The 25675-nt window shown below is 70.3% G+C and carries 27 protein-coding genes, 1 tRNA gene and 2 pseudogenes; 24 read left to right on the top strand and 6 right to left on the bottom strand.

Annotated features, from left to right (window positions below; all coding sequences use genetic code 11):
- Positions 1–27 precede the first annotated feature (27 nt).
- Complete coding sequence (locus tag P3G67_RS03820) at positions 28–528, top strand: flavoprotein (protein WP_276092172.1); 501 nt, start codon at positions 28–30, stop codon at positions 526–528.
- A 216-nt stretch (positions 529–744) separates the two neighbouring features.
- On the opposite strand, the gene P3G67_RS03815 is transcribed toward P3G67_RS03820, so the two are convergent.
- Positions 745–1131: a GntR family transcriptional regulator gene (locus tag P3G67_RS03815; protein ID WP_276092171.1), complete on the bottom strand. Its 387-nt coding sequence runs from the start codon at positions 1129–1131 to the stop codon at positions 745–747.
- A gap of 1116 nt (positions 1132–2247) precedes the next feature.
- On the opposite strand from P3G67_RS03815, the gene P3G67_RS03810 reads away from it, so the two are divergent.
- The 17 genes and pseudogenes from P3G67_RS03810 (at position 2248) to P3G67_RS03735 (ending at position 16057) form a co-directional block, all read left to right on the top strand.
- Positions 2248–2523, top strand: coding sequence for a hypothetical protein (locus P3G67_RS03810; RefSeq protein ID WP_276092170.1), 276 nt, complete (start codon positions 2248–2250; stop codon positions 2521–2523).
- Positions 2520–2804 (top strand): DUF6303 family protein, encoded by a 285-nt coding sequence (locus P3G67_RS03805; protein ID WP_276092169.1) that lies wholly within the window; start codon positions 2520–2522, stop codon positions 2802–2804. Before P3G67_RS03810 ends, P3G67_RS03805 begins: the two co-directional genes overlap by 4 nt.
- Positions 2801–3445 (top strand): GGDEF domain-containing protein, encoded by a 645-nt coding sequence (locus P3G67_RS03800; RefSeq protein WP_276092168.1) that lies wholly within the window; start codon positions 2801–2803, stop codon positions 3443–3445. Before P3G67_RS03805 ends, P3G67_RS03800 begins: the two co-directional genes overlap by 4 nt.
- On the top strand, positions 3442–4281 hold the full coding sequence (locus P3G67_RS03795) for a DUF2637 domain-containing protein (RefSeq protein ID WP_391858191.1): 840 nt from the start codon (positions 3442–3444) through the stop codon (positions 4279–4281). The genes P3G67_RS03800 and P3G67_RS03795 overlap by 4 nt, the downstream gene beginning before the upstream one ends.
- Positions 4278–4656 (top strand): annotated as a pseudogene (locus P3G67_RS03790) (RRQRL motif-containing zinc-binding protein). Before P3G67_RS03795 ends, P3G67_RS03790 begins: the two are co-directional and overlap by 4 nt.
- An 18-nt stretch (positions 4657–4674) precedes the next feature.
- Positions 4675–4905 carry a hypothetical protein gene (locus tag P3G67_RS03785; protein ID WP_276092167.1) on the top strand — a complete coding sequence of 77 codons (231 nt, stop codon included), beginning with the start codon at positions 4675–4677 and terminating at the stop codon, positions 4903–4905.
- Positions 4906–4998: 93 nt separating this feature from the next.
- Entirely contained in the window at positions 4999–6705 is a 1707-nt protein-coding gene (locus P3G67_RS03780; protein WP_276092166.1) for a hypothetical protein, read from the top strand.
- A complete protein-coding gene (locus tag P3G67_RS35965; RefSeq protein ID WP_449343248.1) occupies positions 6706–7383 on the top strand; it encodes an XF1762 family protein in 678 nt (225 codons plus the stop codon).
- Positions 7384–7478: 95 nt separating this feature from the next.
- On the top strand, positions 7479–9770 hold the full coding sequence (locus P3G67_RS03775) for a hypothetical protein (protein WP_276092165.1): 2292 nt from the start codon (positions 7479–7481) through the stop codon (positions 9768–9770).
- Positions 9771–10005: 235 nt separating this feature from the next.
- Entirely contained in the window at positions 10006–10194 is a 189-nt protein-coding gene (locus P3G67_RS03770) for a hypothetical protein (protein WP_276092164.1), read from the top strand.
- A gap of 21 nt (positions 10195–10215) precedes the next feature.
- Positions 10216–10707 (top strand): hypothetical protein, encoded by a 492-nt coding sequence (locus P3G67_RS03765; protein ID WP_276092163.1) that lies wholly within the window; start codon positions 10216–10218, stop codon positions 10705–10707.
- 269 nt (positions 10708–10976) lie between these two features.
- Positions 10977–11351, top strand: coding sequence for a hypothetical protein (locus P3G67_RS03760; RefSeq protein WP_276092162.1), 375 nt, complete (start codon positions 10977–10979; stop codon positions 11349–11351).
- A 62-nt stretch (positions 11352–11413) separates the two neighbouring features.
- Positions 11414–11872, top strand: a complete 459-nt coding sequence (gene ssb / locus P3G67_RS03755; protein ID WP_276092161.1) for a single-stranded DNA-binding protein — start codon at positions 11414–11416, stop codon at positions 11870–11872.
- Between the two features lie 84 nt (positions 11873–11956).
- Complete coding sequence (locus P3G67_RS03750) at positions 11957–12871, top strand: bifunctional DNA primase/polymerase (protein ID WP_391858190.1); 915 nt, start codon at positions 11957–11959, stop codon at positions 12869–12871.
- A 346-nt stretch (positions 12872–13217) separates the two neighbouring features.
- Positions 13218–14465, top strand: coding sequence for a DUF3631 domain-containing protein (locus P3G67_RS03745; protein WP_276092160.1), 1248 nt, complete (start codon positions 13218–13220; stop codon positions 14463–14465).
- 261 nt (positions 14466–14726) lie between these two features.
- A complete protein-coding gene (locus tag P3G67_RS03740) occupies positions 14727–14912 on the top strand; it encodes a helix-turn-helix domain-containing protein (RefSeq protein ID WP_276092159.1) in 186 nt (61 codons plus the stop codon).
- Positions 14912–16057 carry a tyrosine-type recombinase/integrase gene (locus P3G67_RS03735; RefSeq protein ID WP_276092158.1) on the top strand — a complete coding sequence of 382 codons (1146 nt, stop codon included), beginning with the start codon at positions 14912–14914 and terminating at the stop codon, positions 16055–16057. The genes P3G67_RS03740 and P3G67_RS03735 overlap by 1 nt, the downstream gene beginning before the upstream one ends.
- A gap of 64 nt (positions 16058–16121) precedes the next feature.
- Here P3G67_RS03735 and P3G67_RS03730 read toward each other — a convergent pair.
- Positions 16122–16196, bottom strand: a tRNA-Val gene (locus P3G67_RS03730).
- Between the two features lie 287 nt (positions 16197–16483).
- On the opposite strand from P3G67_RS03730, the gene P3G67_RS03725 reads away from it, so the two are divergent.
- The 4 genes from P3G67_RS03725 to P3G67_RS03710 all read left to right on the top strand — a co-directional run bounded on the left by P3G67_RS03725 (position 16484) and on the right by P3G67_RS03710 (position 18962).
- Entirely contained in the window at positions 16484–16678 is a 195-nt protein-coding gene (locus P3G67_RS03725) for a hypothetical protein (protein ID WP_276092157.1), read from the top strand.
- A 78-nt stretch (positions 16679–16756) separates the two neighbouring features.
- Positions 16757–18001 carry a hypothetical protein gene (locus tag P3G67_RS03720; protein WP_276092156.1) on the top strand — a complete coding sequence of 415 codons (1245 nt, stop codon included), beginning with the start codon at positions 16757–16759 and terminating at the stop codon, positions 17999–18001.
- A 79-nt stretch (positions 18002–18080) separates the two neighbouring features.
- The gene (locus tag P3G67_RS03715) at positions 18081–18290 is read left to right on the top strand and encodes an FmdB family zinc ribbon protein (protein ID WP_276092155.1); all 210 of its coding nucleotides are present in this window, start codon (positions 18081–18083) and stop codon (positions 18288–18290) included.
- A 111-nt stretch (positions 18291–18401) separates the two neighbouring features.
- Positions 18402–18962, top strand: a complete 561-nt coding sequence (locus tag P3G67_RS03710) for a DUF4383 domain-containing protein (protein ID WP_276092154.1) — start codon at positions 18402–18404, stop codon at positions 18960–18962.
- Here the strand turns inward: P3G67_RS03710 and P3G67_RS03705 are convergent.
- Positions 18916–19587: an O-methyltransferase gene (locus P3G67_RS03705; RefSeq protein ID WP_276092153.1), complete on the bottom strand. Its 672-nt coding sequence runs from the start codon at positions 19585–19587 to the stop codon at positions 18916–18918. The two genes, P3G67_RS03710 and P3G67_RS03705, sit on opposite strands and share 47 nt — an antisense overlap.
- Positions 19588–19640: 53 nt before the next feature.
- Here P3G67_RS03705 and P3G67_RS03700 point away from each other — a divergent pair, with 53 nt between their 5' ends.
- Positions 19641–20285, top strand: coding sequence for a nucleoside/nucleotide kinase family protein (locus tag P3G67_RS03700; RefSeq protein WP_276092152.1), 645 nt, complete (start codon positions 19641–19643; stop codon positions 20283–20285).
- A gap of 22 nt (positions 20286–20307) precedes the next feature.
- Here the strand turns inward: P3G67_RS03700 and P3G67_RS03695 are convergent, their stop codons facing one another.
- The gene (locus tag P3G67_RS03695; RefSeq protein ID WP_276092151.1) at positions 20308–21138 is read right to left on the bottom strand and encodes an HAD family hydrolase; all 831 of its coding nucleotides are present in this window, start codon (positions 21136–21138) and stop codon (positions 20308–20310) included.
- Positions 21135–23646: pseudogene (locus tag P3G67_RS03690) on the bottom strand (phosphoribosyltransferase). The gene P3G67_RS03695 and the pseudogene P3G67_RS03690 overlap by 4 nt, the downstream one beginning before the upstream one ends.
- A 294-nt stretch (positions 23647–23940) precedes the next feature.
- On the opposite strand from P3G67_RS03690, the gene P3G67_RS03685 reads away from it, so the two are divergent.
- Entirely contained in the window at positions 23941–24903 is a 963-nt protein-coding gene (locus P3G67_RS03685; protein ID WP_276092150.1) for a TerD family protein, read from the top strand.
- A 27-nt stretch (positions 24904–24930) separates the two neighbouring features.
- Here the strand turns inward: P3G67_RS03685 and P3G67_RS03680 are convergent, their stop codons facing one another.
- On the bottom strand, positions 24931–25668 hold the full coding sequence (locus P3G67_RS03680) for a TerD family protein (protein ID WP_269854132.1): 738 nt from the start codon (positions 25666–25668) through the stop codon (positions 24931–24933).
- Positions 25669–25675: the final 7 nt, after the last annotated feature.

Below are 25675 nucleotides of genomic sequence, written 5' to 3'. Positions count from 1 at the left end.
GGTTCAGCGGCCGGTGGGTTGGAGGCGGTGCGCACCGGCCTGGTCGAGCCTGCGATGGAGCGCGGTTGGCAGGTGGCCGTGACGCTGACGCCGACAGCGGGCGACTGGCTGCGGGTAAACGGCGAAGCAGAGCGGCTGGAGAGGCTGACTGGTTTGCCCGTCCGCGACGCACCGCGACGTCCCGACGAACCCCGTCCGCACCCGGAAGTCGACTGCTACGTCGTCGCCCCAGCGAGTGCCAACATGGTCGCGAAGTTGGCGACAGGAATCATGGACAATCAGGCGCTGACGCAGGTTGGTGAGGCGCTGGGCACCAATGACCTGCCGGTGGTGGTCTTCCCGCGCGTGAACGCCGCACACGCTCGTCATCCGGCATGGCAACGACACATCGACAGCCTGCGGGCGGGAGGCGTTCACCTCGTCTACGGACCCGACGTGTGGCCGCTGTACGAGCCCCGGGAGGCACCGTCGGGGCGTGAACTCCCGTGGTTGGCCGTGCTCAACGCCGTCGATGAGGCAACGAGGTAACGGGGCGTCAACGCATCTGACCAGCAAGGAAAGAGGACCCGGACAGATTGTCCGGGTCCTCTTGTGTGGGCACCCGCATGCTCATTGGCATGTCAGGAAGCAATGAGTGCCGCACCGCCGAGCTGGGCATGAGCGCCGCTGAATTGGCTTTGATCAAAGCCAGCTTGCGCGAGGCCCGCGCCAAGACGGAATCCCTGCTGGGCCGTGCCGACAAGCTCACCGGGCAGGTGGTTTTTCATCGCCTCCGACAAGCCTCTCCAGCCGGTCCATCCGGTCGCCGAGCTGCCGGAGCGCCTCGTGAATCGTGCTGAGTTCCGAAGCCAGCGCGGTGAACGCTGGGCTACTGCCCGATTCGGTACCAAGGGGCACAGCTGGGTCGCGGACGAACGTTCCGCGCCCCTGCTGGGTGATGACAAGCCCCTCGGCACGAAGCTGGCCGTACGCGCTTTGCACGGTCATGAGCTGGACGCCGAGCTTCTTCGCGAGACCGCGGGCTGCGGGCAGCCGGTCATTGGGGCCGTACACCTCGTTCGCGATGTCCTCACGGAACTTCGCTGCGATCTCCTTGGCCGTCGGCTTGTGCGCCCCAGGGCTTAGGTCCATGCCACGAGCGTAGCTGTCCTAGGTCAATCCGAGTTCGGTAGATCGGCTTGACAGCAAGATTGACCTGGGTCAATCTGGAATCGCTTTCGCCCGGCCCCGAGGAGCGGTTCCCGAAAGCGTCTGCTTGACCTGCGTAAACGCGCCTGAACGTCCTGGAAACGGGGCGGGAGGGGAGCGGTCGTTGTTTGAGAACTGCACAGTGTGCCGCCCCAGCCACCTGCACACGGGTGGTCGATGGGGCCGCCTCCAGCCCAGCGGCATCGGGCTCGGGAGGCCACCTCCAACCTCCGGCAAGGGTTCGGGAGGTTGCCCGGAGCGATCCGGGCCGCACGCCGCCGCCCCGTGGATAGGGCGGTCCGGGGCCACCACCTCCCCGGGGCGAAGAAAGGGGCACTGCTCACTGACCCGTCGGGAGTGAGCAGGGGCCGCACCGCGAATCCCCAGCCGTCAGGCCGGGCTGCAAGCGGGTGGCTACCGATCACCTGAGAACCGGACCACCTGAAAGGGGACCCCTGCCATGGGTCGCCGACATACCCAGGGCGCCGCCGTACTGGACCGGCACGACGGCGACCCCGACTGAGTCACCCCGGTGAGATCAACCCAGCCGCAAACGGCGGCTCCGGTTGCGCGAGCGCGCACGGTCCTCGACAACGCCACCCGGCGTTGCCGAGGGTCGTGGCTGCTCGCCCCGAGTGGTCAACACGCCAGCGGCGCCCAGGGCTTAGGCCCCCTGAGCGCCGCACTACAGGACCTGCATCGGAGGACCTGTGATCACCAGTCTGACAGACCAAGAGCGCGACGCGCTCTCCCGCAAGAACGCCGACGCCAACAAGCGCAGCGAAGACGACGCCCGCGCGAGGGGTGGTCGGCGGTGAGTGAACACGAGCGCGACGAACGCGAGCCTCTGCCCGTCCGCGTGCCGCGCCCGCATCCGCACCAGGCGGAGCGGCTGAGGACTGAGGCGGACGCCCGCCACACAGCCGCACTTGCCCTGGCTACCCGCATCCGCACGCACCGGATCTGGTGACCAGCGCGCAGCGCTCCCGGGGCGGTCGCCTCTCGCCAATGACCGCGACCGCCCCGGCTCTTCGTTCCCTTCGACTTCTGGAGATTTCTATGCGTACGTTCATCGCGTACCACGAGGCAGTCAGCGCCTCGGAGTTCATTGAACTGGCCGTCGGTATCGTGCCAGAGCTCTGGCTGGGCCAGGACAACGAGAGCCCCGAGGAGCGCGCGGCTCGCCACGACGCGGCTCGCGACATCCTCGCCGACGACCCGGAGTTGTTCGACCGCGTCACCCGCCTCGTACCGGAACTGATCACGTCCCGGGCGCTGCCCAAGGTCGTCAGCCTCCACCGCCGCATCCAGCGCGCGGAGGTGGCCGCCGCATGAAGGCGCAGATGTCTTCCAGGGGCGATAGCTGGTGCCTGTACGTCGTCCTGTGGGGAACCGCCTCGCGGTGGCCCGAACGCTGCTGGGGCTCTGGCGCCGCGATCCCCACTCCCGTTCAACGCGCCGAAGCTCTCCGTGAGTTGGGGTACGAGGTCGCACCCGGCGCCACGTGGGAGTGGTACGAGATCAACGCAGTCCCGGGTGACCCGTCATCGCCGGTCGAACTGATCGCCCACATCAGGGTTCAGTCGACCCCGTCTTCGGATCGGGGTGCGGCATGAGCGCCGTCACTGATGCTTTGGCTGCGGTGGGGGCGGTCGGCTGGTCGGAGGCCGCCTGGATGCGGCACCGACTCAACAGGGCCCGACGGGATCCATTGACCGCGCTGCCGCTGCGTCCCGCCTTTGAGCGCCGCGCGGCCCGCCTGATCCGCCGTGGCCCGGTCGCGTCGGTGGTCATCGACCTGGACGGTTTCAAGGCGGTCAACGACACCTTCGGGCATGCGGCAGGTGACGCGGCGATCCGCGAGATTGGTGCGCGCCTCGCGGAGTGGGCTGACGGGCTCGGAGTCGTCGCCCGTCTGGGCGGGGACGAGTTCGCCGCCGTCCTCCCGCTGGGTGACTGGGATCTGTGGGTGGAACTGGTCAGCCTGCACGAATGGCTGTGCCAGCCCGTCCCGTTTGACGGCCGCTCGCTGGTGCTGGGGGCTTCCATCGGCGCCGCGTTCACACTGCCGGGCCGCCCTGCGGGCTACGCGAGTCTGATGCGGCGGGCGGATGAGGCCATGTTCGAGGCCAAGGGCAAGGGCGGCGGTTGCCTGCTGACCGAAGCCCCGACGCCCGTCATAGCGACCGTCAACGGCTGCCGCGCCGGACGACCCGGAACCCACGACGCCCGCCATGCCGAAGGAGGCGCGTGGTGATCACCGACTGTTCAAAGGCTCGCCGGAACCGGGTGCGGTCGACGGCCGTCGACGGGGCGTCGACGCCCGTCACCGTCGAGGGCGTGATCACCGCGTTGGCAGGTGCGCTCACGGTGGTGCTGACGGCCGCGGCGTTCTGGCTGAGCTACGAGCACCTGCAAGAGGTCGCCGCCCGTCATGGCATGGGTGACGCCGCCGTGCGGTCGTGGGCGTGGCCCGCCACCGTCGACCTTTTCATTGTCATCGGCGAATTACTCATCCTGCGGGCGTCGTTGGCCCGCCGGGTGGACGGGTGGGCGGTCGCCCTGGCCAGCATTGGTTCCGGCGGTTCCATCGCGTTGAACGTGGCGGGCGTGGGAGCGCAAGCCCAGCCCATGGACTACGTGGTGGCCGCCGTGCCACCGGTCGCCGCCTTGCTCGCGTTCGGTGCGCTGATGCGGCAGGTCCACGCCTACCTCGCCCGGCGGGTGGTGACGCCCGTCGAGCCCCCGTCGACGCCCACAACGGTGACCGTCGACCAGCGACAGGTTGACGACGCCGCGCCGGAACACGTCGAGGCGGCGCCCGTGCCGGAGTTGCCGCCGTCCGCGCCTGCCGTCGAGGCTCGGTCGACGGCCGTCGACGTGTGCCCGCCGGTCGTCTACGCCAACCGCGTCGACGGACTGGTGCGGGCCTTGTTCGGGACACTGGGCGCCCAGCCGACCACGAGCCAGATGACGGCCGCCATGGCCGCAGCAGGGCTGGGCGCGTCGGAGTCGACAGCCCGTACCGCCCGCGGCCGGGTCAAGAACCGCGAACCGCACCTGGCTACCCTCCCCGCGTCTATCGCCAGTTGACCGCCGTGCGGTTCTACGACCCCACCGGCGCCAAGTACGGCATCCCCACCTACCCCTACCGCCTCGCCCCGGACGGATACGCCACCCGCCGCCAACTACGCGCCCAGGGCCTGCGCCCCGGCGGGCAGGACATCGCCGCACAGGTCATGTGGCGGACGCGCCGGTACGGGCGCCGGGTGCGGGTGGCGTACCTGTACCGCGTCGACGCCGCCTTGCCGGTCAGGACGATGACCCCAGCGAAATGGGCGGCGCTCGCCAAGGCGAACGCCGCCCGCCGCCTCTGCCCGCGCTGCGACCGCGACGCGGGCTACACCCTCCCCCACCTCGCTCGGCATCTGCGCCGCTTGCGCGGATGCGCCCGACCTCGCCGCATGAATCGAATGGAGAGTTGCTGTGAGCAGCCAGACCGCTGAAGCACCGGCCACCGAGCAGACCACTGCCTACTTCTGGATCATCACCGCGCAGACCGCTGGCGGCGTGTTCACCACGGTCTCCAACGTCTTCGACGCGCCCGGCGGCATGACGCGCAATGAGATCTACAAGCAGGTGCGCGCGTACCTGACGACGCAGATCGGTGAGGAGTTCACCGTCTTGTTCTGGTCGCTGGAACCCAACCAGCTCTGACATCCCGCCCGTTCCTGACGGCGCCCCCGACTTGCTTCCTACGGCCCGGCCGGGGGCGCCGCCTTTGCACTCCTGGAGAGGAGTAGCACCAGCATGACCGACGCCACCATCACCCCGGGCGAAGTCCTCGACGCCGACCCGGATGACGACCTGACCGAAGTCGACCCCGCCGACGGCCAGCCGGACCTGTCCCCGTCGCAGCCGTCGACACCAACGCCGCACGTGCCGGGCGGCATCCCAGGGGTGCCGTTGGCGGTCATCGGCGCGAACACGATGACCGCCGCGGCGTCCGCCGCCGTCATCACCGCCGGTGCCCCGGCAACGGGACTGGCCGCCGCCGGGGTAGCCGTAGCCGCGACCGGCGCTGCAGCGCTGCGCCGCCGCGCCGCCGACAAGAGGGCCGCCGTCTCCCGCACGGGGAGCAGGTCACAGGGCGGCAAGCGCGCTGGATCCGGCCGCGGGTCGTTGGCCTCGACCGGGTCCCGGGCGCGGCACGGAAGCACCGGCGCCGGTGGCCGCGGGGCGGGCGGGCGGTCTGCCCGCGCAGGCTCCCGCAGTGGCAGTGCTGGACGGGGCGGTGCTCGATCGTTGCGCGCCTCGGGCCAGGCCGCCAGGCGACGTGCGGAACAGGCTGGCCGCGCGGCGGCTGGCCGCGCCGGAGCGATCAAAGCCGCCCGCAACGCTCGCACCGCTACTGCGCCCAGCCGGGGACAACAGCGCCGCCAGGACACCGCCGATCGGCGACGGTTGGCCGACAACCGGCGCGCCGCCAAGGACGCCAGGAAAGCCGAACGCCGCGCCGCCAAACGCAACACCCCGGCATCAGGCCGCACCGGATCGGCCGGCGGATTGAGCCGAGGGAAGTCCCCGCGGCGTGGCGCGACCAACGGCCGCACCACGCCGCCCCGGCAGGACCGGCCCAGGTCCCGCGACCGCAGGGCTGGGACTGGCAGGCTGGCCGGGCGGGAGCGGTTGCGGCAAGCCAGGCGACGGCTGCGTGCCAAGTCCCGCGCCGTGCGCGATGAGCGCAACTCCCGTCGGCTGGGCCGCATGCGGCAGGTACGCAAGCGGGCCCGGGCCAGGGCGCGGTTGTGGCGGCGGCTGACCGCATCCGCGGTGCGCTGCTACACCCGCAAACTCCTCGCTGCCGCTATCAGCGTGCCGTTCTTCACGATCGGCCTGATCACCCACCCCCTCGGCCGGTGGCTGGGCTGGCGCTGGCTCCAGTACCCGGGTCTACGGGTGTACCGGCGGCTGGCCAATGCAGCGAACCGGGCCCGCGCCGACCGGGACGCTGCGATCCGCGAGGAGTACGACGCGGCCGTCCAGGCCGCCAACACCGACGACACCGGCGGGGGCGGGCCGATCGCCTCGACGGTCCGCCGCGCACCCCGCAACCACAACGCCCACCCAGGGGGCACCAGCACAGGAGGAGGCAACAGCATGGCCGACAGCCCCGGTTTCTTGTTCACCGAGTCCGCCAGCGAGATGGAATCCGCAGCTCAGGCGTACGACCCGGACGGCATGATGCACGTCCACGACACCATCCAGGGCTTCCCCAACGCCCTGGAGTCCGTCGCCAACACCTTCGCGGTCCTGGCGCAGAAGTCCGACGACGAGTTCCCGCTGGAACCGCAGGTCGGCGCGGCGCTGGATGAGATCTACAAGGCGCTGCAGCACGCCATCGACGCCGCCGAGGAAGCGTTCAAGACCTTCCGCGCGGTGCATGAGCAGGACATCCGCCGCCATGAGGAGCCGCGCAACAACGCAGAAGAGAAGTGGGACACCACCAACAACTAGATGTGCCACCTCGTGAAAATTGGTGCCGCTCAGATGACCATCACCGTTGTTCCGATGGCCTTCCGGGACGCGTGCGAGTACGTCGATCGTGTCCACCGCCATCACACCGCGCCCCAGGGCCACAAATTCTCGCTGGGAGCCAGGACGGCAGACGGCCGTCTGGTGGGAGTGGCCATCGCCGGGCGCCCTGTTGCCCGCGCCTTTGACGATGGCCTCACCGTCGAGGTCACTCGGCTGGCCACCGACAGCAGCCCGAACGCCTGCTCAGCGTTGTACGGAGCCGTCTGGCGTACCGCCAAAGCCATGGGCTACCGGCGGGCCATCACCTACACCCAAGACGGCGAGAGCGGCGCAAGCCTGCGCGCAGTTGGATGGCGCCGCGCAGCTGACCGCCCCGCGCGAGCTGGTTGGGACGCCCCCAGTCGCCCCCGCCGCAGACTCAGAACCGAACGAGTGGCGCGCACCCTCTGGGAAATCACCGCGAAGGACGCGCCACCCCTACCCCCAGCGAGTGACGAAACGCGTGACGAAACCCGGCGCGCACGGCGCCGCTGCTCTGCTCCAGCGTGCAGGCGCCCGATCACCCCAACAGCAACCGGCCGCCCCGCCCGCTACTGCTCGCACGCATGCCGCCAACGCGCCTACCGACAACGTCTCACGACGACACCAACGTCCTGAGACACCACAACTGGACAGCGCCTCCGCCAATTTGCCAGGCCCGTCCACCCAACTGGTGTGGCAGGCCTGGCCTCTTCTACCGCCAGGAGTTGGACGTGACACCGAAGACGACCGCGGACCGCGAGCGCCGGGCCGTGAAGTCCTTGGACCTGAAAAGCACCCGCCGCACCCCGGGTGACGACAGTCTTCTGCCACCTGTGGACTGGGCCAAGGGGCACGGTCCGGTCACCGGGGCGCTGTCGGCGACGACCGGCGCGGCGGCGGTCGCGCTGCTGGGCACCGCCACCGGCATGCCCGACGGGTGGCCGCTGGTCATCGGCGCGGCCGGGGCGCTCGGGCACGGCATCGGCCACAGCGTCCACCGCAAACTGACCCTTCGCTCCGCGGTCGCCCGCGCCGCTTCCTGGCTGGTCGCGGGCGGCTGGACGACCTGGGCCATGGCCCACGGCCCCCTGTCCTGGGCCGCCGCCGGATCCCTTGCCGCCGTCGGACTGGGCACCTGGGCCGCCGCCTCCCACACCACGGCGTGGGAGGAGGTGACCGAGGAGGAGCGCTTCAGCGCCGAAGCCAAGGCCGCAGCCGCCGACCTGGACGCCCGCCGCCGCATCGTGGCCCGCGAATGGCAGGAGCGGATCAAGCGCGTCTGCGCCGTCGACGTGACCGTGGTCGCGGTGGAGTTCTGGCCCACCGGCGCCGGGTTCTCCCTGGAAGCCGAACTCCCCGCAGGCGGCATCACCTGGGACCGCATCAACGCCCGCAGCCGCGGCTTGGCCACCGACGCCCGCCTCCCGCTGGGCTGCACCGTCCGCGTCGAGGAAGGCGCGGCCCAGGGGCTGGTGGTCCTCGACATCATGACCAAGAACGTCCTGAAGGAGGAGAAGCTCTACCCGGAGGACTACAGCCCCCTGTCGATCCTGACGGGCATCCCCTGGTGCATGCGCCCCAACAGCGAAGAGATCCGCGTCTTCCTGCGCGAAGCCTGTGCGCTGCTGCTCGGCCCGCCCGGATCAGGCAAGTCCACGTTCCTCGACGTGATCTTGGCCGGGTTCGCCCGGTGCACCGATGTGGTCACCTGGGTCATCGACCTGAAGATGGGCGCCATCGGCCTGTCCTGGGTGATTCCCTGGTTGGAGGCACAGGGGCTGATCCCGCCGCACGGCGAGAAGGCCCCGGACGGCACCCGGCCGGGCGTGGACTGGCTGGCCTCCACCCCGAAGGAAGCCGTCCGCCTCCTCAAAGCCGCCCTGCGCATCGGGGACGCGCGCCAACTGCGGTACCAGGCACTGATGATGCAGAAGAACACCACGCTGCTACCCGTCAGCCCGTCCCTGCCGCAGATCATGATCGTGGTGGACGAGGGCGCCGAAGTCCTGGCCCACCTCAACAGCCGACGCGATCCGGAGAAGCGGGAGTTGGCCCAGCTCATCAAGCGCGGCATGCGCACGCTGCGGGCCATGGGCATCCGCTTCGTGCTCACCGCCGTCGACGGGAACGTCTCCGCCATCGGTGACACCGAGGTCAAGCGGTTCTCCCCGGTCGCAGTGGCACTGACCTCGGGTGAACAGGCCGGGCACAACGTGGCCAAGCTGTTCCCGAACGCCCGTATCGACAGCTCCCAGCTGAACGAGAAGGGATCCGGCGTCATCGGCGACGCCGGTTCCACCGGATTCGCCCCCACGGAGTTCAAGGGCTGGAAGTCCCAGCCCAGCCTGGCCCGCGCCGTCACCCTCGCCACCAACGACCGCCGCCCCGAACTCGACCAGGTCTCCGCCGAAGCCGCGGGCGACGACTACGCCCGCCGCTGGAGCCAAGAGCGCGCCGGATGGCTGTGGGCAACAGCCACCAACAGCACCAGCACGTCGGACGCGACCACCGCCTCAGCTACCACCGTCGTACTCGACAAACCTGAATCTCCCACACCAGGCGATGGAGATAGCCGCAAGACGCTGGGCCTGTCCTACCAGCGCCGGGACGACCACGACCCCGATGCCCTGGCCGCCCGACTCATGGCAGACATCGACCGCACGTACGGCACCACCGACGAACCCCCGCGCGACAGCGGTACGCCGCAGGACGGTGGCAGCGGTGCTCCGCGGCGGCGGCCGACGCTGGGCCTGTCCTACGAGCGCAACACCCCTTCACCGCCCAACACCTCCGGCGGCGACCAGCGCGAGCCGATCGGGGAGGGACCGGACTGGCTGGCCCAGGCCATCGACGCCATCGAGTCGGCAGGCGCCATGGGCATGAAGCCGTCCGCAGTCGCCGACCACGTCGGCCGCTCCCGGCTAGCCGTCCGCAACGCGCTCAAAGCCGCCGCGGAACGCGGCGAGTTGGTCTACCGGGACAACGGACCGCACTCGGTCTACGTCCACCCGGACCACGCCTGACGCCTCACTGAGAGCTACTGGCTACTGGTTAGCGGCAAGTTGCCACTAACCAGTAGAACGCCTCTCCAGCGCCGACAGCGGCCCGTACAGGGCGCTTTGCAGTAGCCACTAACCGGTAGCCACTAACCACTACGGCTACACAACGTAACCAAAGCCGGAGCGGCCTTCCCTCTCGGAGGGCCGCTCTTGGCATCCACATCCACCGTTCCCGCATCGACAACCGGGAGGTACTCCCGTGGCCATACCCGCAACCCTCGTCTTCCTCGTCCTGGCATGGATCCTGCTCCGCACCGGATACGTCCGCTTCGGATCCGCCCTCGTGTTCGCCCTGTTCGGGTTCTTCCTCGCCTCCACCGGCATCGCGCCCACCGTCAACCACGCCATCACCAGCGTCATCGACTGGGCCAACTCCCTCGTCCACTAACCACCCTTCGGGAGCCATCCCATGGAGCCGTACCCGCCCCGTACAGACCGACCACCGCCCGCGCTGACGCCGGATGCGGTCACCCTGCCGCCGGGCTACATCGCCGCACTCGACCACAACGGCCGGATCATCGCCATCCCCACCGCCCCCGACCAGCCCACCAGCCCCGCGGATACCCCCGACGTGCCGACGGAGCGGCCGTCGGTGAGTCTGCCGCCGGTCGTCGGGCAGGTCGTTGTACTCGGCTCGGTCACCGTGCTCGCCGCCTCCGGCGCGTTCTGGATCGCCGCCGCGGCGCTACGCCAGGCCCACCCCGTGCTGCCGGATGCCGTCGAGTGCCTGAAGTGGGCGGTCATCTTCGTCGCCGTCGTGGTCGCCGGTGTCTTCGTCGCCAAGGTTCGTAGCCGTACCGGCGGCACGACCAGCTTCAGCGTGTTCAACACCACCCGGCACACCACCGTGGGCCGCCAAACCGTCCGGGGCCGCAACAACCGGCTCACCAACCGCTTCTGAAAGGACGCGAGTTCATGACCGCCACTCGCACCCCAGCCCCAACATGCGGTCGCTGTCGCAAGCCCTTCGACCCCAGCGACACCCGATTCGACGGCTCAGCCCGACACGGGGACACCCCGTGGTGCCGTCGCTGTGTCGACCGCTGCCACGAGTCCACCGACGCTTTTCACATCTCCGAGGTATGCGACCCAAACCGCCGCTGAGCTGCACGTCGCCGTCCGGGGGCTAAACGCCCCTACCCCGGAGCACTGACAGAGCTGGAGAACCGCATGCCCACCAAGCCGGACCCCGCGAAGAAGGCCCAGGCCGCCGCCGAAGCGATCCGCACCCTCAACCACATCACTCTGAACGGCAAGCTCACCGCACCGCAGATCAGCAGCACCGTGCAAGCCCTCACCGCCCTCACCGACCGGATGCCCCAGACCCTGCTCCAACTCGCCGACCAGCTGGACCAGCGCGCCCGACAGGACGAGATCTGCATGGATACCGGCGAACACCCCGCCAAGCCCGTCTCCACAGCCCTGGCCGCTCTCGCCACCGCCACGGGCTGCCTGGCGGAACTGTCCAACGCCCTGCACCAGGCCGCAAGCCCCCTGTTCAGCATGGCCCACCAAGACGCCGCAGCCGCCCGCACGAACCGCTGACCTCACCGGCCCCGTCACACCCCGCTTCGCACTGAACTCATTCGAGAAAGGGCAGGTCCCGCATGTCTGCTGGAGAGACCCCGCTCACGATCGTCGGCAACCTGACCGACGATCCCGAACTGCGCTTCACCCCCAGCGGCGCCGCCATGGTGAAGTTCACCGTCGCCTCCACCCCCCGCGCCTACGACAAGACCAGCGGTCAATGGCGCGACGGCACGTCGATGTTCATGCGCTGCACCGCCTGGCGCGCGCTCGCCGAACACGTCACGGAGACGCTGCACAAGGGAACCCGCGTCGTGGTCACCGGCCGTCTGCGGCAGTTCGACTGGACCACCGACAACGACGAGAAGCGCTCCATGCTCGCGCTGGAAGTCGATGACATCGGCCCCAGCCTGCTGTTCGCCACCGCCCAGGTCCAGCGCGTCAACCGCACCATCGCCCCGGCCGCATCCGGCGATGCCTGGCAGGCAGGGAGTGCTTCCCCGGCGGCTCAGCAGGGCTCCAGCGAGCCGCCGTTCTAACGCCGCCCGGGGCGGTCGCCTCTCGCCAAAGACCGCGACCGCCCCGGCTCTCCGTCCCTTCGACAGAACAGGAGCACCCCCAGCATGACACCTGACCATTCCTCCGCGCTGGCGCGCGGCATGGATCCAGGCACCGGCCACCTACGGACCGCGCTGGAACTGGCAGCGGCCAATGTGCCGGTACTGCCCTTGCGGGAAGGCAAGGGACCGTTCGGGAACTGCCGCGCCTGCGCACGGTGCGTCTGCGGTGGGCGCCCGAACATGAAGAGTGCGGGCCCCTGCCAATGCCCCGATGTGTGCCACGGCTGGGCAGCAGCCACCACCGACACCACCGTCATCACCTCCCGTGCGTGGGCTCGGGCCTGGCGGCAGGCCGCCGCCGTGGCCTACCACCCCGCCGGAGCCGGACTGACCGTGGTGGACCTGGACGACCCCGAGGCTGTTGCCTGGGCCCGCCAGACCCTGCCGCTCACCCGCACCGTGACGACAAACCGCGGGGAACACTGGATCTACCGAGGCACCATGCCGTCGGCCAACTCCGTGCGGCCCGGTGTCGACATCAAGTCGCGTATGAACTACGCCCGCTGGCTCGGGCACGGCAGCGGAACGATCGTGGACCTGCTGCCCGCTGTCCGCGCCCTGATCGTGAAGGAAGAGGCCACCCCCGCCCGCGGGCCGGTGGCCTCTTCGTCCCCCACGTGCGCCACCTGGGACCGGACCGTGGCCACCGGATGCCGCCACACCGAGGCGTACATCCATACCGGTCTGAAACGCGGCCTGGCCAAGGTGAGCAGCCACACCCAATCCGGCGCCGGATCACAGGCGTTCGGGGTGGCCCGCTTCCTGGCAGCCCAGCACACCCACTGCCCTGGACCGTGCGGCCTGGACGGCATCGGCCAGCAGATCATCAGCGCCGCCATCGCCGTCGGCGTACCCGAGGCATACGCGCAACGAGCCGTGGCCAACGGACTCAACGCCGGTGCCGGGAGCTTCCAATGACCCGACACCTCACCAACCCACCGGCACTTACCCGCGCCGACCACGCCACAGGATCGGCTCCCCCGCGCGGCCAGAAAAAGGCCGCCCGCCAGGGCGTCCTTTCAGCCCTTCCCCGCGTACCGCACCCGAGCGCCCCGGCCGAAGGTGATGGGCGCGTCCCCGTGGCGTGGCTGCGGATTGCCGCACCCACCTCGTGGATGCGGGTTTCCGTGGCCGAGTCGTGGTGCTCCTGCGGCCGTTACCGCCGTGCACAGGGCAAAGCCGACGTCCTGCGGCTCATCGCCAACCACACCGCCCACCGCGAGCACTGCCCGCTCCGCAAGCCCGACGAAAGGAGGAACGCCGCATGACCACCGACCCCATCGACGGCGCCGCTCTGCTGGACGAAGTCGAGCGATTCCACCGCCGCTTCAACGTCTTCCCCCGCGAAGCCGCCTACGTCGCCGTGACCTTGTGGGACGCGCACGCGCACCTGATCGACGCGTTCGACGGCACCGCCCGCCTCGCATTCCTCTCACCCGAGCCTGGATCGGGCAAGTCCCGCGCCCTGGAGATCGTCGAAACGCTCACGCCCCGGGCGACGACAACCGTCAACGCCTCACCCAACGCTCTGTTCCGTCTCGTCGAGCTGCCCGAGGGGCGGCCCACCCTGCTGTTCGACGAGATCGACACCATCTTCGGGCCAAAGGCCGGAGATAACGAGCCGGTGCGCGGGTTTCTCAACTCCGGCTACCGGCGCGGCGGGAAGATGCTGCGCTGTACCGGCGACGGTGCCAACCAGACCCCGGAATGGTTCTCCTCCTTCTGCGCCGTCGCCATGGCCGGCCTCGGCTCTCTACCCGACACGATCCTGACCCGCTCGGTCATCATCCACATGCGCAAGCGCGCCCCCAACGAGACGATCGAACCCTATCGGCGACGGATCCACGAACAGCAGGGCCACGCCCTGCGCGACCAGCTCGCCGACTGGGCCGCCACGGTCGCCGACCAAGTCGCCCAGGCGTGGCCGCAGATGCCTGACGGCGTCACCGACCGACCAGCAGACGTATGGGAGCCACTCCTAGCAGTCGCGGATGCGGCTGGCGGGCACTGGCCCGAGCGCGCCCGCGCCGCCTGCGTCGAACTCATCCAAGCTTCCATCGACCAGGACGAAGCCTCCCTCGGGGTGCGGCTGCTGACCGACCTGCGCGACCGCGTCTTCTGCGGCGCCGACCGCATGCCCACCGCCGCCATCCTCGAAGTCCTCCACGGCCTCGACGATGCCCCCTGGGGCGATCTCAACGACGATGGCAAGCCGATCACGTCACGCGGTCTGTCCAAGATCCTCGGCCAGTACATGACCCCCGGCCACAAGCCGATCAAGCCCCGCGGCATTCGGATGGGGAGCACCACGCCGAAGGGCTACTACGCCGAAGACCTCGACGATGCCTGGGCCCGCTACTGCCCCCCGCCACAGAGAATCCGCAACATCCGCCACACCGCAACATCGCAGGTCACAGGGGGTGAATCTGTGGCGGATATCGCGCGTGTGGCGGATACGAAGCGCCACACGGCTCCAGAAATCGACGCTCGCGCTCTGCGCATCGCCCACTGAACCGACCCCGCCCACCGGAGCCGCCGCACCCCGCGTGCGGCGGCACCTATCCGCCACAAAACCGCTATCCGCCACAGATCCAAGCCGCTGACCAGCAATGTTGCGGCGTGGCGGATGTTGCGGATTCCCCAGAAGGGGCCCGCCCAGCCTCCTCTGTCTGTGCCAGGCCGCCCAGCTGCGGCGGGCCCCTCCCGATGAACCGCGACGAAGCGCCCGCCATGGGCGCTCTTACCTACCCACACCGCCCGTGAAGGGACGCCCATGTCCATACCCGAAGGACTAACCGTTCCAGAGGTAATGGCCGCGCTGCGCCTCAGCCGCAGCACCGTCTACGACCTCATTCGTTCCCGTGAACTCGAAAGCTTCAAAGTCCGCCGATGCCGCCGCATCGCCCCCGAGAGCCTGCGGGCCTACCGCGACAAGCAGATTGAGGAGAACGCCGCCTGATGGCCCGTAGGAAGAACCCCAACGGCGCGGGAAGCATCTGGCTGCGCAAGGACGGCCGGTACGAAGCTCGCGTCTACGTCCCCCAGCCCGATGGCACCCGTAAGCGTAAGACCGTCTACGGCGCCACCTGGGATGAATGCGACACGAAGCGCCAGGAGTTGGTCAGGCGCGGCCGGCAGGGGATCCCCACCCCTACCCGTTCAGCGAAGCTCTCCGAGTGGCTCCCCTACTGGCTTGAGGAGTTCGTCAGGCCAGAGCGTAAGAAGACCACGTACGCGAAGTACGAGACGCACGTTCGCCGTTACCTCGTCCCCTTGCTGGGGGCGAAGCGCCTTGAGTCGCTGGGTGTTCCGGACGTGCGGCGAATGATCGCGTCCGTGTCCGCGCAGGCGTCGCCAGCAACAGCGAAGGAATCACACCGAGTTCTGAGAAGCGCCCTTTCAGCCGCGTGCCGGGAGGAACTGATCAACCGCAATGTCGTCCAGTTGGTGCCAGCGCCCCGTGTGCAGCCCCGCGAACTCAAGCCGTGGACTCTGGACGAGACTCTGACCTTCCTGGAGGCAGCACGGACAGATCCTCTCTACACGGCATTTGTGCTGGCCGTCGCCCTTGGCATGCGGCGCGGTGAGATTCTCGGCTTGCGCTGGAGCGATATCGACCTGGAGCGCCGGACCTTGACCGTTCGGAATCAACTCCAACGCGTACAGAAGGAGTTGTACGAGGACAACACGAAGAACCGGCGCACCCGCTCCATCCCGCTGCCTCTCATGTGCATCGCTCCCCTGCGCTGGCAGCGTCTCCGCCAACAGGAGCAGCGGACCCTCGCCGGTAGTCGATGGCAGGAGGGCGACTACGTCTTCACGACGCGGACCGGTCGCCCTGTCGAGCCGCGGAACATCAGTCGGTCCTTCGAGCGGATCACGGGTGCGGCCAGCCTCCCGAGGATCCGACTGCACGACACACGGCACGGGTGCGCGACGCTGCTGTTCGCAGCAGGAGTACCGCCACGGGTGGTGATGGAGATCCTCGGGCATTCGCAGATCGCGGTGACCATGAACATCTACACCCACGTATCCGACAGCAACCGCCGTGAAGCGATGGGCCATATGGACAGGCTGCTCAAGCGGCGGCGGCGCACCGACTGACCCGGTTGCCGTCAAGTTCTACCGTCAACGCCCCCGCAGCGCTGAGCTGCGGGGGCGTTTTGGCTGGTGGGCACAGACGGATTCGAACCGCCGACATCTGCTTTGTAAGAGCAGCGCTCTACCGCTGAGCTATGCGCCCTCGCGTCCTACCGGCGCGGGATGGACAGATTACCCTGTCCTGGCCCCTGGTCGACAAATCCCGGGGCGGAGCCCTACCAAGGGTTGGGGGCGGGCCAGCCGATCTTGGGGGCTCGGGTTCGTCGGTTCGAGGGGGCGGTCGTCCCGCGAGCCATGTAAAGCTGCCCGTGTCCATCCGAAGCCGTAGCGTCGCGCTGGCCGTCGTGTCCGCTGGGGCGCTGGTGATGGTGGGCGGGCTGGCGCTCGCCGGGCATCCCGAGGGCGCGATGGCCCGGTGCTGGGGGCTGCGTGACGCGGTGGTTCGACGCGACCACCTCCTCGGCGCATCACCGCGAGCCACCTGCGCACGTCGACCTACCGCAGACCCGACCAGCGGCCCGCGTGGTCGCCGCGCACATCGACGTACCGCAGGACCCGGCCAGCGGCCACCTGGTCGCCGCGCACAGCGGCAACGGCTGCGGCGCGGGGCGCAGTGCGAGCTGAGCTGCCCCGGCAGCTGTGTCCGCCGGGCCCCGGTGGGAGGATGTCCGCGGTACCCGGCCGGACCAGCGGGAGAGGGATGTGACGACGGCACGTTCGTGGTGGCGGCGCGGGGAGGACAACCATCGCGCCGAGGCGCAGGCGGCCAAGGAGGCCGCCGCCGAGGCGTTCTACGAGTTGGACACCGCCCAGCGCGAACTGCGCATCGCCATCGAGACGATCACCGCGGTCGACCGCAGCCCGGCCGGGCGCAAGGCCGCCGGCGACTTCGAATCCCTGGGCCGGCGGATCGACCAGGTCAGCAGCGGGTACATAGCGGCGGTGGACGCGCATGACCTGGACGCCGTCGACCTCGACCTGGCCACCGCGACCCGGGCGCGCAACGCGTTCACGCTGGCCAGCGACGACATCCTGAGGACCCGCTCGGAGCTGGACCGGTTCGCGCAGGGTCTGAGCGGTGTGCTGGCCCGGGCGGAGAACGAGCTGGCCCGGTTGGCGCCCGCCGTGGAGCGGGCCCGCCAGTCACTGCTGGCGGCGGCCAACGCACTGGACGCGGTGCGCGCCTCGGGTCTGGCCGCGGATGACCTCGCCGCCCGACTGGCCGCGCTGGGGCCGGAGTTGACCAAGCTCAACCAGGGCGCGGCGGCGCACGGCGTGCAGGGGACGATCCGGCGGGCCGATGACACCCGCCGGGCCGCCGAGGAGATCCGCGCCGAGGCGGAGCGTTTGCCGCAGCGCGCGGCGGAGGTCGACAAGCGGCTGGTCTCGCTGCGTACCAGGGCGCAGGCGCTGGCCACCCGGGCCGCCCAGGTCGGGCCCACGCTGAGCGAGCTGCGCCGCAGGTTCAGCGTCGCCTGCTGGCAGGACCTCCAGCAGGTGCCGGACGAGGCGGCGGCCGCGGTGGCCGCCGCCGAGCGGAAGCTGGCCGAGGCGCAGGCCGCGCGGGACGAGCAGCGGTGGCCGGACGCGACCGCCGCGCTGAGCGCGGTGCGGGAGCTGCTGGGCGAGTCCGACGCGGCGGTCGCGGCGGCCGGTGACCGGCTGCGGCGGCTCAACGAGGTCAGCCGGGATCCGCGGGCGGAGATCGACAGGACGCGGTTCGTGCTGCGGGACGCGCAGCGGCTGGTGATGCAGGGGCGTACGACGCCGGAACCCAGGCACGCCCGGCCGCTGGACGAGGCGGTGGAGCGGCTGGACCGCGCGGTCGAGGGGCTCACCGGGCGGCATCCGGACTACTGGGCGTTCCTCACCGAGATGGACGCCGTGCGGCAGGTGGCGGAGCGGGTCGTCGCGAACATCCGTGAGGAGCGGGCCCGCACCCGTTGAGCGGGGTTCGCTTCCCGCCCACCCCTGCGCCCGCTGAACGGCGGTTCTCCCCGTCCGCCCACCCGTTTATCCTGCGGGCATGCCTCGTTATGAGTACCGTTGCCGCGCCTGTGGCACCACGTTCGAGTTGAACCGGCCGATGGCCGAGTCCTCCGCGCCCGCGAGCTGCCCGGACGGGCATGAGGACACGGTCAAGCTGCTCTCCACCGTCGCGGTGACCGGTGCCGCCGCGGCCACGCCGCCCAGTGGCGGGGGTGGCGGCTGCTGCGGAGGCGGCTGCTGCGGCTGAGCTGGCCGCACCGGCCGGATGGGCGGATGCTGGAAGTCAGCACCAGCGTGAGCGGCGCGGAAGAGGCGCGTGAGCGCGGGCTGGCAACCGCATCCTCCCAAGGAGCCGGGCATGAAACTGGACGATCATCTGCCGGTGGATCACCGGCTCAGCCAGGTGTACCGGATCGGTGCGGGGCTGATGGGCCTCGTGCTGGTGGCCTTCGGGATCCTGGGCCTGCTCAACCACGTCGGGTTCTTCTCGCTGCACGGCCAGCGGGTCGCGGGGCTGAGCTCGAACGGCGCGCTCAGCGTGCTGTCCATAGTGATCGGCGCGCTGCTGTTCGTGGGGATGGTCATCGGCCGCAACTTCGCGTCCACCCTCAACATGGTGCTGGGCGTGCTGTTCGTGCTCAGCGGCTTCGTGAACCTCGCGGTGCTGGACACCAAGGTCAACTTCCTGGCGTTCCGCATGCCGAACGTGCTGTTCAGCTTTGTGTTCGGGCTGGTGCTGATGACGTTCGGGATGTACGGGCGGGTGCACAGCCATCTGCCGCACGACAACCCGTACTGGCGGCTGCGCAACCCGGAGCGCGCCGCCCGTGAGGAGGCGGCACGCGAGGCGGCCGTCTCCGGGCGCCAGCAGGTCAGGCCCCGGTCCTCCGGGCCAACGTCACTCCGTCCGCAACAGTGAGCAGTACCGCCTCGACGCGTTCGTCGGTCAGCACGAGTTCGTTGAAGGCCCGCATGGCGGCGGCCCGGCCGTCGCTGTTGGTGTCGGTCACCACCGAGCCGTGCAGCAGGGTGTTGTCCGCCACCAGCAGACCGCCGGGCCGGGTGCGGCGCACCAACTCCTCCCAGTACAGCGGGTAGTTCTCCTTGTCGGCGTCGAGGAACGACAGGTCGATCCACGGCTCGTCGTCCGGCAGCGCGCGCAGGGTGTCAAGCGCGGGGGCGATCCGCAGGTCGACGCGGTCCGCGACGCCCGCCTTCGCCCAGGCCTCGCGGCCCACCGCGGTCCACTCCTCGGAGATGTCGCAGGCGATGATCCGGCCGTCCTCCGGCAGCGCCAGGGCCATGGACAGCGTGGAGAAGCCGGTGAAGGTGCCGACCTCGACGATCCGCCGGGCGCCGACCAGCCGTACCAGGAAGCTCAGCAGCGGTCCCTGCTCCTGCGCGGTCTGCAGGCCGGCGTCGTCCGCGAACCGGGTGTGCGTGAAGTCGACCAGCTCGCGCTGGACCGGGTCGAGCGGCGGGTTGTGCTCCAGCACGTATGCGTAGAGTTCCGGCGTTAGGGGCGGGTTCTTGCTCTCGGTCACCAGACGCTCCTCAGTGGTTCACGCTCGTGATTACCGTTGCGTAGGGTTACGCCATGTCGACCGTTTCTGACAGCTTGATCGATGCGGCGGTGGCCCTGGTGCCCAGCATGGCAGGCCGCAGGGCGCTGTTGGGGCTGGCGGGTGCGCCCGCGGCGGGCAAGTCGACGCTGGCCCAGCGGCTGGTGCGCGGTGCGACCCAGCGGCTTGGCGTGGATTCGGTGGGATATGTCCCGATGGATGGATTTCACTTGTCCACTGCGCAGTTGGACCGGCTGGGACGGCGCGGGCGCAAGGGCGCTCCGGACACCTTTGATGTCCACGGCTATGTACACCTGCTGCGGCGACTACGGAACGTACCGCAACACCCGGTCTACGTACCGGACTTCGACCGTCGGCTGGAGGAGCCGGTCGCGGCCGGTCTGGTCGTGCCGCCGACCGCCCGGTTGGTGATCACCGAGGGCAACTACCTCGCCGACGACGGCGAGGGCTGGTGTGAGGTGCGCGAACTGCTGGACGCGCTGTGGTACGTGGACACTCCGCCCAGGGTGCGCGAGGAGCGGTTGCTGCGCCGGCATCTGCGCGGTGGCCGCACGCGGGAGCAGGCGCGGGAGTTCATCGCGGCCAGCGAGCGGCCCAACGCCGAACGCGTGGAGCGGTCCAGGGCCAACTGCACCCGCGTGGTGTACCCGGTGCCATAGGTCCCGGGTACACCACGCGGTGCTATAATCCCGTGCCCTCCACCCACGCCGCCATCCGCCGGAGGATCCCCTCCCCCGCCGCGGCGCCGACCGCGTCGAGGGCGGTGACGTGCGCGGCCTGCCACCCGGCGTCGGCGAGTTCGCCGTGCCCGGGGCGCCAGCCCTTGTCGGCGGCGAGCAGCAGGTCGGTGTCGAGCAGCGAGTCCCCGGCGGCCAGTACCCGGGCCGCGCCGGTGCGCCGTACCACCTCGGCCAGGGCGGCGGACTTGGTCAGCGGCTTGGGCACCGTGTAGACCTTGCGCCCCTGGAGCGAGACGGTCCAGCCGCGGGCCTCCGCCCAGCCGGACAGTTCCTTCAACCAGCCCTCCGGCAGCCGCTGCCGGTCCACCACCAGGTAGGCGAACAGGTCCTCGGCCACCCGTACGTTGTGCAGCCAGTCGCGGTCGGCGGCCCGCGTCAGCTGGTCGAGCACCTCGCCGAGCGAGGCGCACACGGACTCCAGTGAGCGCCGCACCTGGTGGTGCCAGTCCCGGTCGGTGCGGCCGTCGACCAGGATGTGCCCGCCGTTGGCGCAGATCGCGAACCGCGGTTCGGTGCCCGGCAGATGCACCCTGCGGTACTGCTGCCGGGTGCGGGTGGTGACCGGGACGAACTCGGTGACGGCGGCCAGCTCCGCCAGCAGCGCCGCCGCGCGCTCGGTGAGGTAGCTGAGCGGCCTGCCGTGGCACACCTCCACGCACAGCAGCCGCGGCGCCTGGTCGTCGGGCATGGCGAGGGCGAGGGCCTGTGCCGAGTAGATGAGGGTGCGGTCGAGGTCGGCCGCGATCAACGTGCCGCCGGGGGTGAACGTCATCCGCGCACCACCGCCCTGCCGTCCGCGCCGACCGCCCCCGCGGTGTACCTCGGGTGCACAAGGCCCACGCAGCGGTACGGGCCGATCGCGTCGTCCACCTCCTCGACCGGCACCCCGCGCTGGTCGGCCAGCAGCCGTATGTGGTCCAACTCCGGCCCGGCGTCGCGCTGTACCAGGATCCGCCAGGGCACCCGGCGCAGCAGCACCCGGGTGGCCTCGCCGACTCCGGGCTTGACCAGGTTGGCCTCGCCGATCCCGTACTCCGCGCTGATCCGCTGGACCGCGGCCCAGCCCGCCCAGGTGGGGGTACGGTCCCGCTCCCCCGCCTCCTTGACCTCGGTGACGACGGTGTCCACCACATCGCCGAAACGCTTCGTCACGGTGTCCAGGAACAGCCCGGAAGCGTCCACGTCGGCCAACTCCCGGTAGAACTTGGCACCGTGGAACTGGCCGGGCCCGATCAGGTCCGGCCGCAGCACGGTACGTGAAACCAGCCCCGTCACCGTTGAGTTCAGACAGGCCGAGGGGATCAGGAAGTCCTCGCGGGTGCCGAAGGTGTCCACACAGCGGCCGGGGTCGGCGAGCACCGCGAGCCGCGGATCGAACTCCTCGGGCCAACCGGAGCGCCGCAACCCGGCGATCGCGGCGCCGAGTTCACGGCAGATGGCGCCCTTGCCGGTCCAGCCGTCGACGAAGACCACGTCCGTCGGATCATGCCGCTCCGCGATCCAGCGCAGCGCGGTGGTGTCGATGCCCCGGCCGCGCACGATCGACACGGCGTAGTGCGGCAGCTCCAGAGCGTGTGCCTGCTGCGCCCAGCGGCGCATCAGCACGCCGACCGGCGTTCCGGCGCGGGCCAGTGAGACCAGTACCGGTGCCGGTGAGCGCTCGCTGAGCACCGTCTCGGTGACGACGCCGACGGCCCGGGCGATCCGCTCCGCGGACCGGGCGAGCGCGGTGCGGAACAACCGCTGGTACTCGGCGCTCGGCTGGTACTCGACGGGCAGCGACTCGGCGTAGTGCGCGCCGTTCTGCACCGCCTCCTCGCGCTCCTCGATCGGCCGTTCGAGCGCCACGTCGGAGAGGTCCTTGAGCAGCCAGCCGACCTCGTCGGGGGCGTAGCTGGAGAACGCCGGGCCGCGCAGGGGTTCACAGGGCATGGTTCCGGTCCTGCCGTTGGGGGGTGTGCTTCCGTGGGAAGGTGGAGTGCCGGTGGGAGTGGTTCTGCCGTTCGGGTACGTACGAGGGGATGGCGGCGAGCAGCAGCCGGTCGGTGTGGGCTGCGAGCCGGGACAGCAGTCCGTCGGGCGCCGTCAGGCGAGGGGTGTCGCCAGCGGAGTCCACGACGACGGCGATCGCGTCGAAGCGTCGCACACCGTGGGCGCTCGGCGCCACGTTGTAGGCATAACGTTCACCCGCACCGTCCAACGGGTTGTCGTGCGTGGGGAAGGCGATACGGGTGTGCAGTGGGTAGCCGGGGTCGTCAACGGCGAGTGCCGGGGAGCGTGTGGTGGACGAGAAGTACACCTCCACGCCGTCGACGTCGGCGTCGAGTGCCGCCGCCAGCCGTAGCGGGGTGTACATCAACTCCTCGCAGCCGAGCACCAGGACGCGGCGCGCACCGCGCGGCAGTGCGCTGCCGAGACGTTTCGCCATGCCCGGTAGCGACGCTTCGAGCAGGGCCCGGTGCCGGGGCGTGAAGCCGTGCCGCCCGCCGTCGGGCAGCCCGGGCGGCCAGCCGAGCTCGACGCGCGCCACGGTGCCCGGCGGCCAGGCGGCCGTGCCCGGCGGCGCCGTGCCGAAGCGGCGCACCAGGTGCGCGGCACGGGTCAACACATCGGCGGGTAGCCGTACTTCGCCGGTGGCGAGGGCCAGCACGTCGAGGCGGACGCCGAGTTCGGCGGCGTGGCCCTCCAGCCGGGCGCGGTCCAGCGGGCCGCGCAGGTCGGCCAGCGCGGCCACCACGTAGTGGTCGCGCGGATAGCGGGCGTGCAGTGCCCGCACCGTGTTGAGCAGGGTCCTCCCGGTGGTCAGCTCGTCGTCCACGAGTACCAACGGGCCGCCGCCGGCGAGCAGTTCCGGATCTGCGGGCAGCAGCAGATGGCGTACGGCGTGGCTGTGCTCCTCCTCGAACCGCCCCACGAGCGGGACCGAGGGAACCGGCCGACGCGTCGAGTGCAGATACGGGGCGCACCCAAGGCCGTCCGCCACGCACTGGCCGAGCCCGGCCGCGGCCTCCGCGTAGCCGAGGACCACGGCACGCGACGCGCTGTGCTCGCCGAGCAGCGCCAGCACCCGGCGGCCGAGGGCCAGCCCGGTCTCGTAGACGACGTCCGGGCGCTGCGGTACGTACTTGCCGAGGACGTTGGACACCAGCAGGTGGGCGCGCTTGTCGTTCACCCGCACCGCGAGACCGAGCAGCCTGGGCAGTTCCGGTGAGCCGGTGAGCGTGACACCGAGGTGGTCGGCGGTCCACCGACCGGTCCAGACGGCGGTGGCGGTGCTCATGCGGGCTCGTCACCCAAGATGTTGCGGAACGCGGAGTTCCGCGCGGGTGGCGCGGCGGGTCCATGGTGGCGCATACAGCTCCCGGGTAGTTGGTGTGCGGTGGTTGGCGGATCGTCGCCCTGCCACGCGTGGATGATCATCGCACGCAGCCGCTTGGCAAAGTCTTGACCATCGGGTGTCAGATTCGCATCAACGGGTGACCGGCTCCGCATCAACCGCTGACCGGCCACCGGAACCACGTTCGGCACGCACCCGCGTTGTCCGGCCGTGGGGCGGGAGGGCAGGATTACCGGTATGACGCACGCGATGGTGAAGGGGTCCAACGTCCCGCTTCAGGCGTCCGCGGTCCGGGCGGTGCTGCGGTGGAACACGGGCGCGGGTGTGCCCGACGTGGACGCCTCGGCGCTGCTGCTGGGCGGCGACGGACGGGTGCGCTCGGACGCGGACTTCGTCTTCTACAACCAGCCGCGGCATCCGTCCGGCCTGGTGAGGCACCGCCCCAAGCGGCGCGAGGGGCACGGTCTGACGGACAGCGTCGACGTCGAACTCGCCGGGCTCGAAACCTCGGTGGACCGGGTGGTGCTGGCCGCCTCCGCGGACGGCGGGACGTTCGGCAGCGTTCCCGGGCTGCGGCTGCTGCTCCTTGACCTCGCGGCGGAAGAGGACGCGGAGCCCATAGCGGCCTTCGACATCGCGCCGGACACCGGCGGCGAGACCGCGATGATCTGCGGTGAGCTGTACCGGCGCGGTACGGGCTGGAAGTTCCGCGCGCTGGGGCAGGGGTACGCCACCGGACTGGTGGGGCTGGCAACGGAGTTCGGCATCGCGGTGGACGACGCGGAGGCTCAGGCGCCCGCGGCGCCCGAGCCGACGGGCGCGTCGCCCTCCGCCGCACCGCCCCCGGCGGAGGCTTCCGCCGCGACGGCGGCTACGGGGACCGCCCCGGCGTCCGCGGAGCCCAGCGTTCCGCTGCCGCCCCTGGTGCCGCCCATGCCCAACTCCCAGCCCGCCTACGGCTATCCGCAGCAACCGGCGGCCCAGGCAGGCGGCTACGGATATCCGCAACAGCCCGGCGGCTATGGCTTCCCACCACCCGCTGAGCCTGCCGCCACCGCGCAGCAGAGCGGTTACGGCTATCCGCCGCATCCGGCGTACGGATATCCGCAGCAGGCCACCGTCGCCCAGCAGGCGGCGGCGCCGACCGTTCCGGCGATCACGTTGCCGCCGCAGGGGCCGCAGTTCCAGAACGGACGGTAGGCCTCGGCCCCTCGGGCGCCGCCAGGCTCAGATCTTGGACTTGTAGCCGCGGCCCCACTGCAGGCCCCAGCCGTAGAGCCGGTCCAGTTCGGACTGGAAGCCGTAGACGTACTTCACCTCGCGCCGCACGGTCAGTTCGCCCTTGTTGTTCTCGATCAGCACCACCGCGCAGGAACGCGCTTCCGGGGCACGCTCGGTGAGGGCGATCTCGATACTCGGGCCCGCGCTGGGGTAGAGCGTGACGACCGCGTGCGTGCGGTCGAAGGCCGGGGTGCCGTCGTAGATGTAGACGAACACCAGCAGCCTGCGCAACTGGTCCTTGTGGTCGAGGTTGATGTATATCGTCTCGCCGGAGCCCGACCCGAACCGGTCGTCGCCGCTGAGCTGTATGTACGGCGCCTCGTTGAAAGACCCCAGGAAGTTGCCCAGCGGCTGGACGACCCCCTTCTTGCCGTCCGCCAGCTCGTACATACAGGCAAGGTCGAGGTCGACGTTGACCATCGCGGGCCCCTGCGCCTGCACCAACTCCGGCCTGAACAGACCGAACGGCTTGCGGAACAGACCGCCTCGTTCGCGGTTCATGTCGTTGAAGTCCGAAGTCCGCATCGACCAGGTGAGGTTGACCCGCAGGTTGCCGTGGGCCGAACCCTGGTGGTTGAGCGAGACGACCTGGTTCCGCTTGGTCAGCGTGACCGTGTGCGCGATCCCCATGTCGAACTGGGGTGACTTGTCCCCGCCCCGCAGGAACTGCCATACGCCAGCCATGTAGCCC

It is taken from the genome of Streptomyces silvisoli (genome assembly GCF_029269905.1).
Classification (GTDB): domain Bacteria; phylum Actinomycetota; class Actinomycetes; order Streptomycetales; family Streptomycetaceae; genus Streptantibioticus_A; species Streptantibioticus_A silvisoli_A.
The sequence above is the reverse complement of the archived record's forward strand: the minus strand, read 5'-3'. Positions and strand labels throughout refer to the sequence as shown.

Excerpts from the sequence above, each read along its gene's own strand:
- P3G67_RS03765 (WP_276092163.1), top strand. The coding sequence starts at position 10,216 with ATGGAGCCGTACCCGCCCCGTACAGACCGACCACCGCCCGCGCTGACG.
- P3G67_RS03710 (WP_276092154.1), top strand. The coding sequence starts at position 18,402 with ATGAAACTGGACGATCATCTGCCGGTGGATCACCGGCTCAGCCAGGTG.
- P3G67_RS03750 (WP_391858190.1), top strand. The coding sequence starts at position 11,957 with ATGACACCTGACCATTCCTCCGCGCTGGCGCGCGGCATGGATCCAGGC.
- P3G67_RS03760 (WP_276092162.1), top strand. The coding sequence starts at position 10,977 with ATGCCCACCAAGCCGGACCCCGCGAAGAAGGCCCAGGCCGCCGCCGAA.
- P3G67_RS03745 (WP_276092160.1), top strand. The coding sequence starts at position 13,218 with ATGACCACCGACCCCATCGACGGCGCCGCTCTGCTGGACGAAGTCGAG.
- P3G67_RS03700 (WP_276092152.1), top strand. The coding sequence starts at position 19,641 with ATGTCGACCGTTTCTGACAGCTTGATCGATGCGGCGGTGGCCCTGGTG.
- P3G67_RS03805 (WP_276092169.1), top strand. The coding sequence starts at position 2,520 with ATGAAGGCGCAGATGTCTTCCAGGGGCGATAGCTGGTGCCTGTACGTC.
- P3G67_RS03740 (WP_276092159.1), top strand. The coding sequence starts at position 14,727 with ATGTCCATACCCGAAGGACTAACCGTTCCAGAGGTAATGGCCGCGCTG.
- P3G67_RS03680 (WP_269854132.1), bottom strand. The coding sequence starts at position 25,668 with ATGGCTGGCGTATGGCAGTTCCTGCGGGGCGGGGACAAGTCACCCCAG.
- P3G67_RS03810 (WP_276092170.1), top strand. The coding sequence starts at position 2,248 with ATGCGTACGTTCATCGCGTACCACGAGGCAGTCAGCGCCTCGGAGTTC.
- P3G67_RS03695 (WP_276092151.1), bottom strand. The coding sequence starts at position 21,138 with ATGACGTTCACCCCCGGCGGCACGTTGATCGCGGCCGACCTCGACCGC.
- P3G67_RS03780 (WP_276092166.1), top strand. The coding sequence starts at position 4,999 with ATGACCGACGCCACCATCACCCCGGGCGAAGTCCTCGACGCCGACCCG.
- P3G67_RS03715 (WP_276092155.1), top strand. The coding sequence starts at position 18,081 with ATGCCTCGTTATGAGTACCGTTGCCGCGCCTGTGGCACCACGTTCGAG.
- P3G67_RS35965 (WP_449343248.1), top strand. The coding sequence starts at position 6,706 with ATGTGCCACCTCGTGAAAATTGGTGCCGCTCAGATGACCATCACCGTT.
- ssb (WP_276092161.1), top strand. The coding sequence starts at position 11,414 with ATGTCTGCTGGAGAGACCCCGCTCACGATCGTCGGCAACCTGACCGAC.
- P3G67_RS03685 (WP_276092150.1), top strand. The coding sequence starts at position 23,941 with ATGACGCACGCGATGGTGAAGGGGTCCAACGTCCCGCTTCAGGCGTCC.
- P3G67_RS03800 (WP_276092168.1), top strand. The coding sequence starts at position 2,801 with ATGAGCGCCGTCACTGATGCTTTGGCTGCGGTGGGGGCGGTCGGCTGG.
- P3G67_RS03815 (WP_276092171.1), bottom strand. The coding sequence starts at position 1,131 with ATGGACCTAAGCCCTGGGGCGCACAAGCCGACGGCCAAGGAGATCGCA.
- P3G67_RS03735 (WP_276092158.1), top strand. The coding sequence starts at position 14,912 with ATGGCCCGTAGGAAGAACCCCAACGGCGCGGGAAGCATCTGGCTGCGC.